Below are 15,288 nucleotides of genomic sequence, written 5' to 3'. Positions count from 1 at the left end.
CGAACTGCACGCTCGGCGCGCTCGACACGTCCCCGCACGTGCCGACCACCGCCCCGAGGGCTACGGTCGGGGAAAACCGCTCGAAGAGGAGAGGTCCCATGACCGGACTCGTCGCCACCGCCTCGATCCACATCGCCGCCCGCCCCGAGAGGGTCTGGGCCGAGCTCGTCCACCCCTCCGCGACCTGGATGCTGGGAGCCAACGTCGAGACGGACTACCAGCCCGGCAGCGCGATCACGTTCGAGGGTCAGTACCAGGGCAAGCACTTCGAGGACCACGGCACGGTGCTGGAGGTCGACCGGCCCAGGACCCTGCGCTTCACGCACTTCGCGCCGAGCAGCGGCCTCCCGGACGTCCCGGAGAACCACCACGAGGTCGCGATCACGCTCGCCCCGGACCCCAAGGGCACACGGGTGACGATCCGGCAGGACAACAACGTCTCGCCGGAGGCGGTCGAGCGCTCCGAGGAGCTGTGGCGCACCGCGCTCGCCTCGCTCGCGGGGCACGACTGACCTGCTCCGCCCCTCGCTGGACCCTCGTGTCAGAACGAGCGTGACCTCGAGGTCACGCTTGTTCTGACACGAGGGCAGGGAGAGGGCAGGGAGAGGTCAGGCCCCCGCGCGTACGACGCTGACGGGCGTCGCGTTCATCAGGTTGTCCGCGACGCAGCAGCGCTCCTCGGCGGCGACGAGGAGCGCGTCGATCTCCTCGGGGGTCGCGTCGGCGTCGACGTCGATCTCGAGCCGGATGCCCTGGAAGCCTGCGCGGTCCTCGGTGGGCCGCCCCATCAGCCGCTGGGGGTTGAGCGACCCCGTCGCCGTGACGCTCAGGCTCCGCACCTCGATGCCGCGCTCCTTGGCGACCATGTGGGTCGTGATGTTGAGGCAGCCGGCGAGCCCTGACAGGACGAGCTCGACGGGGTTGGGACCGGTGTCGTCGCCACCGAGGGATGCGGGCTCGTCGATCGTGACGGAGAAGTCCCTGATCTGGACGTCGAGACGTGTCGGGGACTTCGCGGTACCGGTGACCGTCGCGGTGTACTGGGGTGCCATGTGCCTGCCGTTTCTCCTTGAACTAAGACTGATGTACCAGTTTCTCGCCGAGAGGCACCCCGGCATCAGGGACGTTGGTCCCGCACCCGCGGCCCTACGTCCCCACCACGTCAGCACGCCCACGTCCCGACATGCGCCGAAGGGCCCCGATCCGTGAGGATCGAGGCCCTTCGAGCCGGTCGGCGTCAGACGACCGGGGATCGACAGCCGGTGGCTGCCGGGAGGATCACTCCGCGCCGGCCTGCAGCTCGCCGGTCGGCGGCAGGTCGGCCGTCGAGATGCCCGCGGGGGCGTTGAGCGCTGCCGTCGCGGCGACGCTCACCGGGCCACGCTCGTGGTCGTCCTTGGAGACGCCGCGGAACGTGAACTCGCCCAGCAGGCCCTCGCCCTCGGCGTCGACCAGGACGATCTGACCGGCCTTGAGCTCGCCGAACAGGATCTTCTCGGACAGCACGTCCTCGATGTCCCGCTGGATCGCGCGACGCAGCGGACGAGCACCGAGGACCGGGTCGTAGCCCTTCTCGGCCAGCAGTGCCTTCGCAGCAGGCGTGAGCTCGATGCCCATGTCCTTGTCGCGCAGGCGCTTGTCCAGCTTGGCGATCATCAGGTCGACGATCTGGACGATCTCGGTCTGCGACAGCTGCGGGAAGACCACCACGTCGTCGACGCGGTTGAGGAACTCGGGGCGGAAGTGCTGCTTCAGCTCGTCGTTCACCTTGGCCTTCATGCGGTCGTAGCTCGTCACGAGGTCGCCGCCGGCGTTGAAGCCGGTCTGGAGCCCCTTGGCGATGTCCCGCGTACCGAGGTTCGTGGTCATGATGATGACGGTGTTCTTGAAGTCCACCACGCGGCCCTGCGAGTCGGTCAGGCGACCGTCCTCGAGGATCTGCAGGAGCGAGTTGAAGATGTCGGCGTGCGCCTTCTCCACCTCGTCGAACAGGACCACGGAGAACGGACGACGACGGACCTTCTCCGTCAGCTGACCACCCTCGTCGTAGCCGACGTAGCCGGGGGGCGAACCGAAGAGACGCGAGACCGTGTGCTTCTCCGAGAACTCCGACATGTCGAGCTGGATGAGCGCTTCCTCGTCCCCGAAGAGGAACTCGGCGAGCGCCTTGGCCAGCTCGGTCTTACCGACACCCGTGGGGCCGGCGAAGATGAACGAACCACCGGGACGCTTGGGGTCCTTGAGGCCTGCACGCGTGCGACGGATCGCCTGGGAGAGCGCCTTGATGGCCGTCTCCTGGCCGACGACGCGCTTGTGCAGCTCGTCCTCCATCTTCAGCAGGCGCGACGACTCCTGCTCGGTGAGCTTGAGCACCGGGATGCCGGTCGACATCGCGAGCACCTCGGCGATCAGGTCCTCGTCCACCTCGGCGACGGTGTCCAGGTCCCCGGCCTTCCAGGCCTTCTCCTTGTCCGCGCGCTGCTGCGTGAGCTGCTTCTCGGTGTCGCGCAGACGCGCGGCCTTCTCGAAGTCCTGCTCGTCGATCGCGGACTCCTTGTCGCGACGCGCCTCGGCGATCTGCTCGTCGAGCTCCTTGAGCTCCGGCGGGGCGGTCATGCGACGGATGCGCAGGCGCGCACCGGCCTCGTCGACCAGGTCGATCGCCTTGTCCGGCAGGTACCGGTCGTTGATGTACCGGTCGGCCAGCGTCGCGGCGGCCACCAGCGCGGCGTCCGTGATGGACACGCGGTGGTGCGCCTCGTAGCGGTCGCGCAGACCCTTGAGGATCTCGATCGCGTGCGGCAGGCTCGGCTCCGAGACGAGGATCGGCTGGAATCGACGCTCCAGGGCCGGGTCCTTCTCGATGTGCTTGCGGTACTCGTCGAGCGTGGTCGCACCGATGGTCTGGAGCTCGCCGCGAGCAAGCATCGGCTTGAGGATGCTGGCTGCGTCGATCGCGCCCTCGGCAGCACCCGCACCGACGAGCGTGTGGATCTCGTCGATGAACAGGATGATGTCGCCGCGCGTGCGGATCTCCTTGAGGACCTTCTTCAGGCGCTCCTCGAAGTCACCGCGGTAGCGGGAGCCGGCGACCAGGGCGCCGAGGTCCAGCGTGTAGAGCTGCTTGTCCTTGAGCGTCTCCGGCACGTCGCCACGGACGATGTCCTGGGCGAGGCCCTCGACGACGGCCGTCTTGCCGACACCCGGCTCGCCGATCAGCACCGGGTTGTTCTTGGTGCGGCGCGACAGGACCTGCATGACGCGCTCGATCTCCGAGGTGCGTCCGATGACCGGGTCGAGCTTGCCCTCGCGTGCGGCCTGCGTGAGGTTGCGGCCGAACTGGTCGAGCACGGCCGAGCCGGACGGCTGGCCCTCGGCGGGGCCGCCTGCGGCGACGGGCTCCTTGCCCTGGTACCCGGACAGCAGCTGGATGACCTGCTGGCGCACGCGGTTGAGGTCGGCGCCCATCTTCGTGAGGACCTGGGCTGCGACACCCTCTCCCTCACGGATGAGCCCGAGCAGGATGTGCTCGGTGCCGATGTAGTTGTGGCCGAGCTGAAGGGCCTCGCGGAGCGAGAGCTCCAGGACCTTCTTGGCGCGCGGCGTGAACGGGATGTGCCCGCTGGGGGCCTGCTGGCCCTCGCCGATGATCTCGGTGACCTGCGAGCGCACACCGTCGAGGGAGATGTTGAGGGACTCCAGCGCCTTGGCTGCGACTCCCTCTCCCTCGTGGATGAGGCCGAGCAGGATGTGCTCGGTGCCGATGTAGTTGTGGTTGAGCATCCGTGCCTCTTCTTGGGCAAGGACGACGACCCGACGGGCTCGGTCGGTAAATCTCTCGAACATGTGCTGCTCCTCACGAGCGGCGTACACCCGCACCGGTGGTGCTCAGGCCTGACCGCAACGACTCTATCCGTGACCAACGGGGCCGACCCCACGGATATGCCCTTGTTCGCCAGGGGCGTGACGAGGGGCTCGCTCCGTGACCTTCGGCAGGACCGCGGCCGGTGCCCGGAGGCTGTCCGTTCCGTCCACCGGTGACCGTTGGGCGAGGTGGGGACGTCCGAGACGCGAGGTCAGGGCAGCACGAGGACGACGACCGCCACGAGGACGCTCGCCGCGACCTCGCCCATCCCGAACTGCATCGGCGTCGCCTCGGTGCGCGGCACCCAGACCGCCCGTACCGTGAGCCCGGCGAACAGCACGGCCACGGGCCACCACGCGAGCCCGGCCGCCGCGAGGGCGGCGGACGCGGCCGCGCCGGCCACCAGGTGGTACACGACCGACGCGACGAGGTAGGACCGCTCGCCGCGCTCACGGATCAGCGTCTTGACGTACAGGACCGTTCCCGCGAAGTAGGCCAGCACGACCACGAACAGCGCCCACACCTGGGGCCAACCGGTCCCCGCGACGCCCGTGACGCCGTCGGGCAGGGGCACGCCCGGCCACCCGCCCGGCCACGCCGCGCCGGGCACAGGTCCGACCCCGGCCGCGAACGCGACCGGCAGCATGAGGCACGCCGCGAGGACCGTGGCGCCGTCGTTGAGCAGCGAGCGCTCGCTGCGCCGGTACGAGCTCCACAGGCTCACCGCGACGAGCGGGACGAACAGCGGCACCCACGCCAGGAGGTCGGGACGCAGGAGCAGGACCGCGACGGCTGGGACGACCGTCGCGATCCCGTACGCCCGCACGGGCGGCCACCAGCGCGCCTTGAAGCGCGACTTCAACCACAGGCCGGTCGCGAAGAACGCGAAGTACCCGACGAACCACAGCACGGCGAGGGCGAGGTGCACCCAGGCCGGGCCGCCGAGGAAGACCCCGACCAGCAGCGGCACGGCGAGCATCGCCCACGCGCCGTGCTGGTCGGGCACCCAGCCGGGGCCGCGGCGTCGTCGACGCCTCGTGGGACGCCGCTCAGGCTGCGTGCTCCCCTGGGTCATGACCCGAGGTTCGCACGCGTCGTCGCAGACCAGGACGTCGTCCCGGCGGGCGGACCACACGTTCCGCCGAGCGGACTCACCCGCTCCCGACGTGCGCGACGGACGCGCCGCCAGCATCGTTGACCCCAGGACGCCAGAGGGGCAGTCTCGAGACAGGGGCACGCGCCAGTCCGAGGGAGGACGATGCACAAGCCGGACGAACCAGCAGGAGCCCACGAGTCGTGGGAGCAGATCGTCGCGCGCTTCGCCCGCTTCAGCGGTGTCGTCGGCGAGATCACGGACCCGCTCACGTGGGGCCTGGACCTCGAGGAGGAGACCGTCACCGGGACGGGGTCCGACGACCACGACCCGACCGAGGAGCGTTTCCTGCGCGCGTACGTGTCGTTCGTCGGCGAGGCGGTCGACGTCGAGACGCTGCGCGTCGGGACCGACGACCCGCAGCAGGTCGAGGACATCGTGCGGGCCGCGCTCAGCGGTGCCCTCGCCGCGCCCCTGCACAACGACGCCCCCGACGGCACCGAGGGGCCGACCGGGGCCGACTTCGCCGACGCGTACCAGGACTACCGGTCCGCGATGCGGGCCATCGTGGAGGAGGTCGACGAGGCCCCCCTCCAGCACACGGCCTTCGTGGTCGACGACGTCACGCACCCCTGCGTCCGGGTCGCGGTCCGGGCCACGGTCGCGGTGTTCGTGCCGCTCGCGGACCGGGCCGTGATCGTGTCCGGCCCCGCGGACCTCGTGGACCGCCTGGACATCTCCACGGCCCCGATCCGCAACCTCCTGCACGGTGACGACGGGCCGCGCTTCTGACGCCGTGGCACGGTCCGTCCGATGGTGACGGCCCCCCGTGATCAAGCAGACACGCCCAGGCGTGACGTGGCCCGCTCGAACGGCGAAGATGGAGGGGCGGACGGTGCGCTGGAGCACCGGACGGTCGTCGAACGAGAGAGCAGGTGACGTCGATGCGTGACGTGGTCGTCGGTGTGGACGGATCGGTCCGGTCCCAGGAAGCCCTCGACTGGGCGCTCGTCGAGGCAGGTTCACGGGGTGTGCCGCTCACTGCGGTCCTCGCCTGGGAGCCCTCCTGGAAGGACGGGCCGCGGCCCTCGGAGCCGGCCGACTTCAGCCACCTCGCGGACCTCAAGCAGGACCAGGTCCTGACCCTCCTGGACGAGGCACGGCACCGGACGGGCGTCGAGGCGGTCACGCACGCGGAGCAGGTCCAGGGATCGGCGGCCCCCGCGCTGCTGGCCCGTGCGGAGCACGCCGAGATGCTCGTGGTGGGCAGCCGCGGGCTGGGGCGCCTGGGTCGGCTGCTGCTCGGCTCGGTGTCGTCCGCCGTGGTCCAGGGCGCGACGCAGGTCCCGGTCACGGTCGTGCGGTCCACCGGTGACGACACCACGGAGGACGCCAGGGTCTCCGCCGCGGCCGACGCGCCCCCGCGCGTCGTCGTGGGTGTCGACGGTTCGCGCACCTCGGTGCACGCGCTGCGCCACGGGCTCGAGGTCGCCCGCCGCACGGGCGCCGTCCTGGACGCGGTGTTCTGCTGGCAGATCGTCACGCTGGCCCCGCTGCCCGACTCGTGGGGCTGGACCCCGCCGGTCGACGACTACGAGAAGTTCGCGGGCGAGCAGCTCGACCGCGCGCTCGAGGCCGCGGGCGTCGACCTGCCCGAGGACCAGGTCCGCCGCAGCGTCGTGCACGCCCACCCCGCGAAGGGTCTGATCGAGGCGGCAGAGGGTGCCGAGCGCCTCGTCGTCGGCAACCGGGGGACGGGCGGGTTCGACCGTCTCCTCCTGGGCTCGGTGAGCCGCCAGGCCGTCGAGTACGCGTCGTGCCCGGTGACCGTGGTCCGCCGCCCGGCCGACCAGCGCCCGGCCGACCAGCGCCCGTCCGACTAGCTCGGCCGACTAGCTCGGCGGCTGGCCGATCGTGAACGTCGAGGTCACGACCGGCCCGACGGCGCCGGTCGCCCGGTCGACGTAGCGCAGCCCGAGGGTGTGCTCGCCCGGCGCGAGCCCTGAGGCGACCAGCTCGATCGGGCTGCCCGACATGGTGTGCAGGTTGCCGGTCGGGCGGCCGTCGAGGAGCGCCTCGGTCGTGAGCCCGGCACGCCCGTCGATGCGCACCGTGACGGACGGCGCCCACGGGATCGACCCGCCGTCGGCCGGGGCGAGGATCGTCGGCAGCAGGAACGTGAACGGGCCAGGGACCCTCGTCGCCTCGGAGGTGGTGCCGTTGCGCTCCTGCGTCACCCAGAGCGTCTCCCACACGGTCGCGCTGCCCGACGGCGTCGCTCGCCACGTCCCGTCGGGCGCGACGTCGGCTCTGGCCACCACGGCAGAGGTTCCGTGGCTGGTCGCCGACACCGTGACCAGCGCACCGGGCTCGCCCGTGCCCGAGAGCTCGGGCACGAAGACCAGCTCGCCGGGCGGCGGGGCGACCAGCGTCGGGGCGGCGAGCTCGGGGTCGACCGGGTCGACCGGCGGCTCGGGGTCCACCGGGGGGTCGACCGGCGGGTCGGGGTCCACCGGCGGGGTCACCGGGGGCGCTGTCCCGGTCGGCGGGTCGACCGGCTCGACCGGAGGTGCCACGGGAGCAGGAGCCGGGTCCTGGGCCGGGCGGACCGGGGCCGTCGTGCGACCGGTGCCCGTTCCTCGGGAGGACCCGTCCGCCGTGGTGCCCGCGCCCGGTCCTGGCGCCGGCGCGCCCTCCGGGACGACCTCGTCGGGGACGGTCGTGGGGTCGGTCGGGTCGGCCCCGGGTACGAGGGCCAGCCCGTCGGCCGACGGGGCCTGGGACGCCCCGTCGGCCGAGCTCTGCGGGCCCGGTCCGGCGTGCTCCGCCATGACGGGCGGGGTGCCGCCCCACGGCTGCGCGACCGCGACCGCCCCCACCGCGACGGCGACACCGGCGGTGACGAGCGCGAGGATCGCCCCACCAGAGAGCCCTGAGGTCGTGGCCGCTCCGGCTGCCCCGCCCCCTGCGGCTCCGGCCGTGGCGCCGCCGAGGGACCCGGCCGATCCTGCCGATCCCGTCGACCCGGCAGACCCGGGCGACCCGGCAGACCCGCTGCCTGCACCGCCACCGGTCCCTCCCGAGGCTCCCCCGCCCGGGGCCCCCGCCGCACCCAGGGCGAGATCCGCCGTCGGGTCGATGAAGACGCCCTTGGCCGGGACGAAGCCCGCTCCGCCGAGAGCCGCCGAGCTGCCACCCAGCACGGCCGGGACGCCCAGCACCAGCGGGACGAGCAGGAGGCCCAGCCGCGAGGCGACCTGGTCGACCTCGTCGACCAGGATCGAGCACGACAGGCACCCCGTGAGGTGCTCCTCGAAACGATCCTTGTTCCGCGCGCTCAGGGCGCCCCGGTTGTAGTCCCCCATCTGCTCCGCGGCCCAGCGGCACTCCTTCGAGACCGCGGACGTGTTGACATGGGCCTGGAGCCAGGACCTGCGCAGTCCCTCGCGAGCCCGGTAGGCCAGGGCCGAGACCGACCCCGCGCTCAGACCGAGCAGCGGCGCGACCTCACGCGCGTCCATGCCCTCGACCTCGGTGTACCAGAGCACGGCCTGCCACCGGGCAGGCAGCGCCTTGAAGGCCGAGACAGTGACCGACCCCTCGACGACGACGTCGGCCATGTCCACCGGGTCGGCGACCTCGGGCACCTGGTCGACCGCGATCGGGGCCGGCGCGTGCGACCACGTGATCGCGACGCTGCGGATCGTCTGGTAGAGGTACGGGCGGAAGGGACCGGTCGGTCCCTTGCCCGCCTGGATCGCGCGCAGGATGCGCAGGAAGGACTCCTGGACCAGGTCGTCCGGGTCGAACGACGACGTGACACGACGGGCCGCGCCGCGCCCGGCCCCCGAGTGGCGCGACCACAGGACCGCGTACGCATCCCGTGAGCCTCCCCGGACGGCGTCGACCAGCTCCTCGTCGGCCAGAGCCCGGAGATCCGTCTCGCTCGTCGTCGCCATGGGTGGGTCCTTCCGCGGCGTGCCCGACGGTCGGGCCCAAACGCCTGTCTGGAGAAGAGACACGCGCGCGAGGCGATCATGACGCGGACGTGACGCGACTCACCGGCAGGTGGCCGCTCCCGCACGGCCCACCCACCCTCAGTGCGTCCGCACGGCCCACCCACCCTCAGTGCGTCCGCACGTCCAGGCCCAGGGCCTCCGCGACCACCAGAGCCTGCGCCGGGTCCACGATGGCTCCCCGCACGATGCTGCTCAGGGGATCGAGGGCGCTGAGGGCGCTGCCCCGCAGGTCCGTGCCCGTGAAGTCGGCCTTGTGCAGCCAGGCCCCGGACAGGTCGAGGTCGCGCAGCACGGCGCCCTGGCAGCGAGCGCCCGTCAGGTCCGCCTCCCGGAAGCGTGCCCCGGTGACGGTGGCGCTGCGCAGGTCCGCCCCCGCCATCGTCACGAACGACCAGTTGCCGCCCACGACCTCGAGGAGGTCGAAGCTGCACTCGGTGAACGTCGAGCCCACCGTCTTGCAGCGCGTGAACGTCGTGTCGAAGAACGAGCAGCGCGAGAACGTGCAGTTCGAGAAGGCAGAGTCCGTGTGGGTCGACGCGTTGAACCGGACGCCCCGGAACGTGCACCCGGTGAACGTGGCACCCGTCGTCGTGATCTCGGAGAAGTCGCAGTCGCCGAACGCGACACGCTCGAACGTCTCGCCGTCGAGGTCGCGCCCGTACCAGTCCTCGCGGTCGACCGCGGAGTCGGTGGGCGGGGTGGAGGAGTCGTGCGCGCGATCAACCATGTGGTGGACCGTAGCGGGAGGCACCCACGGCCCCGGCGCCTACCTCCGGCCGAGCCCCCGGCGCACGGCGTAGATGACGAACCCCGCTCCGGCGAGCCCGACGAGCCAGCCGGCGGTACCGAGCACGGGACCGGTGGTGCAGGAGGACGCACCGGGCGTGACGGAGTCGACGCACTGGCCGGACTGCACGCTCACCGCGAGGAAGGACACGACCGCGACCACCACGGCGAGGAGCAGCCAGCCCCAGTGGAGGCGGCGGGGAGCGTCGTCGGGCGTGTCGGGCTGGTCGTGCTCGTCGGGTGCGTCGGGCATGCTCCGAGGGTAGTGGTGCCGCGCACGAGGTCGGCGCCGGGGGCTCGTCGGGTGACGACGCACCTCGGCGACGCTCCTGGGTCGGGTCCCCGAGGTGCATGTCCGACATGGTCGTGCTCGGATGGTGCCGATGACTTCGCGATCGACGACGACACGAGTCCGCGCCGCAGCGTCCACGCTGGCGGCGGTCCTTCTCCTGGGTGGCGTGCCTGCCGTGGCCGCCACCGGGCCGGGGGGTGATCCGCCGTCGCCGGGCGGGCAGGTCGAGGCCCCGGTGCCGCAGATCGTGTGGGGTCCGTGCGACGGCGCGGGCGTCGAGGCGTTCGAGTGCGCGAGCGTCGAGGTCCCCACGGACTACGACCGTCCGCAGGGCCGCACGACGACGATCGGCCTGACCCGGTTGCCCGCGACCGACCCCGCGCAGCGCGTGGGGAGCCTGTTCACGAACTTCGGCGGCCCGGGCGGCCCAGGCGTCGAGGGCCTCCACCAGCTCGGTGGCGCGCTGTTCGACGACGAGGTGCTCGCCCGGTTCGACGTGATCGGCTTCGACCCGCGCGCGGTCGGGACGTCCGACCCCGCGACGTGCTTCCGCGACGCCGAGCGTGAGTCGGCGTTCATGTCGGGCGTGCCGACGTTCCCCGTGACCGACCGCGAGGAGCGGCGCTTCCTCGGGCAGATGGCGGCGCTCGGGGCGTCGTGCACGCTGTTCTCCGGGGACCGCATCTCGCACTCGTCGACCGCGAACGTCGCCCGCGACATGGACCTGCTGCGCCAGGCCGTGGGGGACGACGAGCTCAGCTACGTCGGCTACTCGTACGGCACGGTTCTCGGTGCCACGTACGCTGCCCTGTTCCCGGACCGGGTCCGCGCGATGGTGCTCGACGGGACGATGGACGTCGACGCGTGGTCGGGCGTCGGGTCGGACGAGCTGCTCGGCGCGCGCATCGGGCAGGCCGCAGGTGCGACGGAGACGTTCGGGGAGTTCGCACGGCTGTGCGCCGAGGCGGGTCCGTCTGCCTGCGCGCTCGCGTCGCTCGGGGATCCGGCCGACGTCGTCGAGGCGACGTACGCGGCCCTGCGCGAGTCACCCGTCGAGGTACCGCTCCCGGACGGTTCGACCGTCCCGATCGGGTACCCCGAGGCCGTGGGCCTGGTCTTCACGTACCTCTACGAGCCCGTCGCCTGGGGCGACCTCGACCTGACGCTCGCGGGCCTCGCGGTGCTGAGCGGCGCCGTCGGGCCGCCCGCCGCGGGGGCTCCGACCGCCCGCAGCGCCGCCCCGTCGCTCGGGGAGCTCCTGCGCCGCGCCGGGTACGCGCAGGACTACCCGTCGGTCGGCGGTGCGCTCGCGAGCCTGTGCATGGACGCGACGACGCCGGGCGCCCCGTGGTCGTACCCGGCGAAGGTCGACGCGCTCGACGCGCAGTACCCGCACTTCGGCCGGCTCCGCGGCTGGGTGGGGATCCAGTGCGAGTTCGTCCCGGTGACCGACCGGGACGCTCTCACCGGTCCGTGGGACCAGTCGACAGACGCGCCGGTCCTCGTGGTCGGCACCCGGTTCGACCCCGCGACGCCCTACGCGTTCACGCAGCCGTACGCCGACCGCTGGCCCGACGCACGCGTGCTGACCGTCGAGGGGTGGGGGCACACCATCATCGGCAAGTCCACGTGCGCCGACGCCGCGGTCGCCCGCTACCTCGTCGACCTCGAGGCGTCCGACGGCGCGACGTGCGCCCAGGACGTGACGCCCTTCCAGGGACCGTCGGTCCCGCTCGGCGAGGCCCTGCGGCTGCCGGCGACGTAGGCCGTGACTCCGGCGGCTCCCTGCCCGACGACGTCGGCAGCCCCTGCCTGCGGACGCGCTCAGCCCGTCACGGTGAGCCGGGAGTTGGCGGCGTCGCCGTCAACAGTGTTGCTGCTCGCGTAGACCTGGGGTCGCACCCCGGCGGCGGCCAGCAGGCCGACGGCCTCGGCGACGACCGCGTCCAGGGCGGCGGCCCCGACGACCGTCGAGGTGGGTCCGACCTTCTGGTCGACCCCGGCGACCGTGACCGCGGCGTCCCCGACGGCGCCACCGTTGTCGATGACGATCTCCGCGGCCTCGTGGAGCCGCGGGAGCACCGGGCGACGCGCCTGACCGGACGTCGCGTGAGCGATGCTCGTGACGGCGACCACGACCGCCCCGCGGGCCTGCACGGCGGCGACCAGCTCGGTCGTGGTCGTGTTGCTGCCCGAGTTCGACGCGACCACGACCACGTCGCCCGTCTCGACACCGTGGTCCTCGACGATCGCCTCCGCGAGCCCCGAGAGACGTTCGAGGGCGGTGGAGAGCGGTGCGCTCGCATGGAGCATGAACCCCTCGAAGAGGATCGGGCGGACCCCGACGAGGCCGCCGGCCCGGTAGTAGAGCTCCTCGGCGAGGATGTGCGAGTGGCCGGTCCCGAACGCGTGGACGGTCCGCCCGGCGAGCACCGCGTCGGCGATCGCGCGGGCGGCGGCTGCGATGGACGGCCACTGGTCCGTCACGAGCCGGTCGATCAGGTCTCGGGTCACGGCCAGGTACTCGCGCCCGGGCGAGGTCTCGGGGGCTGCTGCGGTCATCGTCGTGCTCCTTCTCTGGGGTGGTGCGTCGGCTGTCGTGCCTCCGGTCGGAGCGCGAACGCTGCCCCGCTGACGTCGGCCTGCAGGTGGTAGCGGTCCCCGCGGTACAGGCTGCTGGCCACCATGACCACTCGGCCGCGGACGTCCTGGTGGACCATCCGGACGAGGAGGCAGGCCTGCACGGGTCCGATCTCCAGGAGGTCGCGTGCCCGGGGCTCGGGCAGGACCGGCTCGATCGTCACGTGCGCGCCGCCGAGCGTGATGCCGTGCCTCGTCGAGAGCAGCTCGTAGAGCGATCCCTGGAGCTCGGCCTCACGGAGGCGAGGGATGTAGCGCCGGGGCAGCCAGGACGTCTCGACGGCCATGGGGGTCCCGTCCCCCGACCGGAGCCGGCTGAACGTCACGACCGGTTCCCCGACGACGACCCGCAGCGCGGTCGCGAGAGCGCCTCCGGCGGCCGTCGTCCGGTAGGAGAGGACCACGGTCCCGGCGACGAGCCCCCGGCTCGCCATGTCCTGGGTGAAGGACGTCAGCCCGAGCGACCGCACGAGCGACCTCGCGGCGACGTAGGTGCCGGAGCTGGGGCGACGGTCGAGCAGCCCTTCGGCGACCAGGGTCTCGACGGCCGCTCGCAGGGTCGCCCGTGCGACCCCGAAACGTGAGGCGAGGTCTCGTTCACCGGGCAGCCGTCGACCGACCGGCAGGCTCGCGACGAGATCGCGCAGCCCTGTCTGCGCGGTGCGGCGTCCGCCGGTCTCCATGGTCGTGGTCACGGGTCGAGTCAACTCCGGCGCACCACGACGCGCAACGCTCGGGTGGACCGGTCACGCACCGATGAGGGCCGGGACCGCGCTGCTGCGCCAGGATGCGGGTGGACCGGTTCGGTGCCGCCGGACGGCGTTCACACACCCGACGCCCGGGGCGCCGGCTCAGTCGGTCTGGGCCTGCGCGTCGTGGTCCCCTCGGTCCTTCCCGCCCGGGTTCGCGCGCTCGAGCGCTGCCCGGTAGACCCGCAGGCGCTCGACCTGGAGGTCGGAGAACAGGGGCGCGTCGACGTCCTCGACCGGCTGCGTCCGCAGGAAGTCGAGGATCTCGGTCTCGGTCTCGTCGATCTCGGCGAGACGTTCGCGATCGGCGTCGTCGAGGATCAGCCAGACGTCGACGAAGGTGGGCACGTGCATCACCCCATGCTCCGCCACCCGTCTCCGGATCGCGCGCCGACCTGCCGACGAGTGGCGGGCCTCACACGATCTGCACGCTCCCTCTCCCCCGAGGCCACGCCCTCGGGCGCGACGCCCACGGGCGGCGAGCGGCGCCGTCGGGCACCGTGCACACCGGGCGAACCGGACGCCCGACCGCCATGATGGAAGCCCCGCCCCGACCCGAACGGAAGCACCATGACGAACCTCGAGCTGCTCACCGACGCGCACATGACCCGTGCACGCGACGGCGACAACGGCCGCAGCGCGGAGGTCGTGCTGCACGACGGCGTCCTGCGTCAGACGATCATCGCGCTCGTCGCGGGCATCGAGCTCGGCGAGCACAACTCGCCGCCCGCCGCGAGCATCCAGGTGCTGCGCGGACGTGTCCGCGTCACCGCACCGGCGGGTGACGAGGAGGTCGGCCCGGGCGAGCTGCGCGTGCTCACGCACGAGCGGCACGCCGTCGCCGCACTGGAGGACTCGGCGTTCCTCCTGACCACGGTCACGAGCGTGCCCACGCAGAGGCTATGAGCCGTCCGCCAGGAGGCCGCGGAGGGTGGCGACGTCGGCCGCGGACAGGGACTCGACGAAGTGCCGCAACGGAGGGGCGTGGTCGCCGCCGGCCAGGAGCACCTGGGTCATGAGCGCCGCCACGTACTCGCCACGGGACGTCAGCGCACGGTAGGCCCAGGTCCGCCCCGACAGGACCTTCTCCACCATGCCCTTGCGCGCGAGGTTGGTGAGCACGGTCGCCACGGTCGTGTAGGCGAGGTCCGTGGACGTCTGCTCGAGGACCTTGCGCGTGCAGAGCTCGTGCGGGCAGTCCCACAGGATCTCCATGACCTTGCGCTCCAGGTCCCCGAGGTGGGGCGCCGACGCGTCAGGCACGCGCGGCAGCGGGGCGGACCGGGCACGCCACCTGGTTGGCGAGACGCACGAACAACGCCACGCCCGTGAGCAGCAGCGACACGATCCCGAGGAACGGCTGGACGGGCGCGAACCACGTGATCGCCCCGGAGTATCCGAGAGCGAGGAGAGCGAGCTTGTTGCAGACGGGGCACCCGACGGCGAACCAGGCGAGCACCCCACCTGCCATGCCGAGCGCGCCCGACCGGTCCCGCGTCTCGGCCGGCGGCGCGTCCTGCGACTCGTCCCCCGCCGCACCGCCCGGGGTGCCGCCCGGGGCCGGGGCACCGCCCGGGGCCGGGCCGCCACGCACGTACGTGCCGACGAGCATCCCGGCGAGCAGGGACGTCGCGATCCAGACCGGGTAGTTCCACGGGACGACCGCGATCTCCCGGCTGAAGAACGGGTTCGGGACGAGCACCGTCGAGACCCCCAGGAGGAGCGCGACACCGAGCGCCGAGACCGCGGCGACACCGTACTGCCGAGGACCCCAGAGGCTCAGTGCGAGCAGTGCGCGTCGACCGGCGGGCAACGGGCGGACGGTCGTGATCAGGGCGGACATC

Annotated in this window: 16 protein-coding genes; 5 read left to right on the top strand and 11 right to left on the bottom strand. The window is 72.5% G+C overall.

Annotation, left to right across the window (positions count from 1 at the left end; all coding sequences use genetic code 11):
* Nucleotides 1-98 precede the first annotated feature (98 nt).
* On the top strand, nucleotides 99-512 hold the full coding sequence (locus IE95_RS0111855; protein WP_030151842.1) for an SRPBCC family protein: 414 nt from the start codon (nucleotides 99-101) through the stop codon (nucleotides 510-512).
* A 96-nt stretch (nucleotides 513-608) separates the two neighbouring features.
* On the opposite strand, the gene IE95_RS0111850 is transcribed toward IE95_RS0111855, so the two are convergent.
* The 3 genes from IE95_RS0111850 to IE95_RS0111835 form a co-directional block, all read right to left on the bottom strand.
* A complete protein-coding gene (locus IE95_RS0111850) occupies nucleotides 609-1,052 on the bottom strand; it encodes an OsmC family protein (RefSeq protein WP_030151841.1) in 444 nt (147 codons plus the stop codon).
* Between the two features lie 226 nt (nucleotides 1,053-1,278).
* The gene (locus IE95_RS18965; RefSeq protein WP_036571912.1) at nucleotides 1,279-3,846 is read right to left on the bottom strand and encodes an ATP-dependent Clp protease ATP-binding subunit; all 2,568 of its coding nucleotides are present in this window, start codon (nucleotides 3,844-3,846) and stop codon (nucleotides 1,279-1,281) included.
* Between the two features lie 230 nt (nucleotides 3,847-4,076).
* Nucleotides 4,077-4,940: a YwiC-like family protein gene (locus IE95_RS0111835; protein WP_051703054.1), complete on the bottom strand. Its 864-nt coding sequence runs from the start codon at nucleotides 4,938-4,940 to the stop codon at nucleotides 4,077-4,079.
* A 183-nt stretch (nucleotides 4,941-5,123) separates the two neighbouring features.
* Here IE95_RS0111835 and IE95_RS0111830 point away from each other — a divergent pair, with 183 nt between their 5' ends.
* Together IE95_RS0111830 and IE95_RS0111825 are read left to right on the top strand one after the other, a co-directional pair.
* On the top strand, nucleotides 5,124-5,750 hold the full coding sequence (locus IE95_RS0111830; protein ID WP_030151837.1) for a hypothetical protein: 627 nt from the start codon (nucleotides 5,124-5,126) through the stop codon (nucleotides 5,748-5,750).
* Between the two features lie 152 nt (nucleotides 5,751-5,902).
* Nucleotides 5,903-6,841, top strand: coding sequence for a universal stress protein (locus IE95_RS0111825; RefSeq protein ID WP_051703053.1), 939 nt, complete (start codon nucleotides 5,903-5,905; stop codon nucleotides 6,839-6,841).
* A 9-nt stretch (nucleotides 6,842-6,850) separates the two neighbouring features.
* Here IE95_RS0111825 and IE95_RS19660 read toward each other — a convergent pair whose 3' ends face one another.
* From IE95_RS19660 to IE95_RS0111810, 3 genes are all read right to left on the bottom strand, one after another.
* A complete protein-coding gene (locus IE95_RS19660; protein WP_051703041.1) occupies nucleotides 6,851-8,917 on the bottom strand; it encodes a sigma-70 family RNA polymerase sigma factor in 2,067 nt (688 codons plus the stop codon).
* Nucleotides 8,918-9,083: 166 nt separating this feature from the next.
* Nucleotides 9,084-9,704: a pentapeptide repeat-containing protein gene (locus IE95_RS0111815; RefSeq protein ID WP_030151834.1), complete on the bottom strand. Its 621-nt coding sequence runs from the start codon at nucleotides 9,702-9,704 to the stop codon at nucleotides 9,084-9,086.
* A 39-nt stretch (nucleotides 9,705-9,743) separates the two neighbouring features.
* The gene (locus IE95_RS0111810; protein ID WP_030151833.1) at nucleotides 9,744-10,016 is read right to left on the bottom strand and encodes a hypothetical protein; all 273 of its coding nucleotides are present in this window, start codon (nucleotides 10,014-10,016) and stop codon (nucleotides 9,744-9,746) included.
* Nucleotides 10,017-10,146: 130 nt separating this feature from the next.
* Between IE95_RS0111810 and IE95_RS0111805 the strand changes: the two genes are divergently transcribed.
* A complete protein-coding gene (locus IE95_RS0111805; RefSeq protein ID WP_164984121.1) occupies nucleotides 10,147-11,820 on the top strand; it encodes an alpha/beta hydrolase in 1,674 nt (557 codons plus the stop codon).
* A gap of 59 nt (nucleotides 11,821-11,879) precedes the next feature.
* Here the strand turns inward: IE95_RS0111805 and IE95_RS0111800 are convergent, their stop codons facing one another.
* The 3 genes from IE95_RS0111800 to IE95_RS0111790 form a co-directional block, all read right to left on the bottom strand.
* On the bottom strand, nucleotides 11,880-12,617 hold the full coding sequence (locus IE95_RS0111800) for a sugar isomerase domain-containing protein (RefSeq protein ID WP_030151831.1): 738 nt from the start codon (nucleotides 12,615-12,617) through the stop codon (nucleotides 11,880-11,882).
* On the bottom strand, nucleotides 12,614-13,390 hold the full coding sequence (locus tag IE95_RS18960) for a GntR family transcriptional regulator (RefSeq protein ID WP_240666250.1): 777 nt from the start codon (nucleotides 13,388-13,390) through the stop codon (nucleotides 12,614-12,616). Before IE95_RS18960 ends, IE95_RS0111800 begins: the two co-directional genes overlap by 4 nt.
* A 156-nt stretch (nucleotides 13,391-13,546) precedes the next feature.
* Nucleotides 13,547-13,798: a hypothetical protein gene (locus IE95_RS0111790; RefSeq protein ID WP_129429568.1), complete on the bottom strand. Its 252-nt coding sequence runs from the start codon at nucleotides 13,796-13,798 to the stop codon at nucleotides 13,547-13,549.
* Between the two features lie 216 nt (nucleotides 13,799-14,014).
* Between IE95_RS0111790 and IE95_RS0111785 the strand changes: the two genes are divergently transcribed.
* Nucleotides 14,015-14,350 carry a cupin domain-containing protein gene (locus IE95_RS0111785; RefSeq protein WP_030151828.1) on the top strand — a complete coding sequence of 112 codons (336 nt, stop codon included), beginning with the start codon at nucleotides 14,015-14,017 and terminating at the stop codon, nucleotides 14,348-14,350.
* Here the strand turns inward: IE95_RS0111785 and IE95_RS0111780 are convergent.
* Both IE95_RS0111780 and IE95_RS0111775 read right to left on the bottom strand, forming a co-directional pair.
* Nucleotides 14,345-14,707, bottom strand: coding sequence for a BlaI/MecI/CopY family transcriptional regulator (locus IE95_RS0111780; protein ID WP_030151827.1), 363 nt, complete (start codon nucleotides 14,705-14,707; stop codon nucleotides 14,345-14,347). The genes IE95_RS0111785 and IE95_RS0111780 overlap by 6 nt on opposite strands.
* A complete protein-coding gene (locus IE95_RS0111775) occupies nucleotides 14,700-15,287 on the bottom strand; it encodes a hypothetical protein (RefSeq protein WP_030151826.1) in 588 nt (195 codons plus the stop codon). The genes IE95_RS0111780 and IE95_RS0111775 overlap by 8 nt, the downstream gene beginning before the upstream one ends.
* Nucleotide 15,288 lies beyond the last annotated feature (1 nt).

Source organism: Oerskovia turbata (genome assembly GCF_000718325.1).
GTDB classification, from domain to species: Bacteria; Actinomycetota; Actinomycetes; order Actinomycetales; family Cellulomonadaceae; genus Oerskovia; species Oerskovia turbata.
This window is presented reverse-complemented; position numbering and strand designations above follow the sequence as displayed.

Coding starts and splice junctions, on each gene's coding strand:
- IE95_RS0111855 (WP_030151842.1), top strand. CDS start 99: ATGACCGGACTCGTCGCCACCGCCTCGATCCACATCGCCGCCCGCCCC.
- IE95_RS0111850 (WP_030151841.1), bottom strand. CDS start 1,052: ATGGCACCCCAGTACACCGCGACGGTCACCGGTACCGCGAAGTCCCCG.
- IE95_RS18965 (WP_036571912.1), bottom strand. CDS start 3,846: ATGTTCGAGAGATTTACCGACCGAGCCCGTCGGGTCGTCGTCCTTGCC.
- IE95_RS0111835 (WP_051703054.1), bottom strand. CDS start 4,940: ATGACCCAGGGGAGCACGCAGCCTGAGCGGCGTCCCACGAGGCGTCGA.
- IE95_RS0111830 (WP_030151837.1), top strand. CDS start 5,124: ATGCACAAGCCGGACGAACCAGCAGGAGCCCACGAGTCGTGGGAGCAG.
- IE95_RS0111825 (WP_051703053.1), top strand. CDS start 5,903: ATGCGTGACGTGGTCGTCGGTGTGGACGGATCGGTCCGGTCCCAGGAA.
- IE95_RS19660 (WP_051703041.1), bottom strand. CDS start 8,917: ATGGCGACGACGAGCGAGACGGATCTCCGGGCTCTGGCCGACGAGGAG.
- IE95_RS0111815 (WP_030151834.1), bottom strand. CDS start 9,704: ATGGTTGATCGCGCGCACGACTCCTCCACCCCGCCCACCGACTCCGCG.
- IE95_RS0111810 (WP_030151833.1), bottom strand. CDS start 10,016: ATGCCCGACGCACCCGACGAGCACGACCAGCCCGACACGCCCGACGAC.
- IE95_RS0111805 (WP_164984121.1), top strand. CDS start 10,147: ATGACTTCGCGATCGACGACGACACGAGTCCGCGCCGCAGCGTCCACG.
- IE95_RS0111800 (WP_030151831.1), bottom strand. CDS start 12,617: ATGACCGCAGCAGCCCCCGAGACCTCGCCCGGGCGCGAGTACCTGGCC.
- IE95_RS0111790 (WP_129429568.1), bottom strand. CDS start 13,798: ATGCACGTGCCCACCTTCGTCGACGTCTGGCTGATCCTCGACGACGCC.
- IE95_RS0111785 (WP_030151828.1), top strand. CDS start 14,015: ATGACGAACCTCGAGCTGCTCACCGACGCGCACATGACCCGTGCACGC.
- IE95_RS0111775 (WP_030151826.1), bottom strand. CDS start 15,287: ATGTCCGCCCTGATCACGACCGTCCGCCCGTTGCCCGCCGGTCGACGC.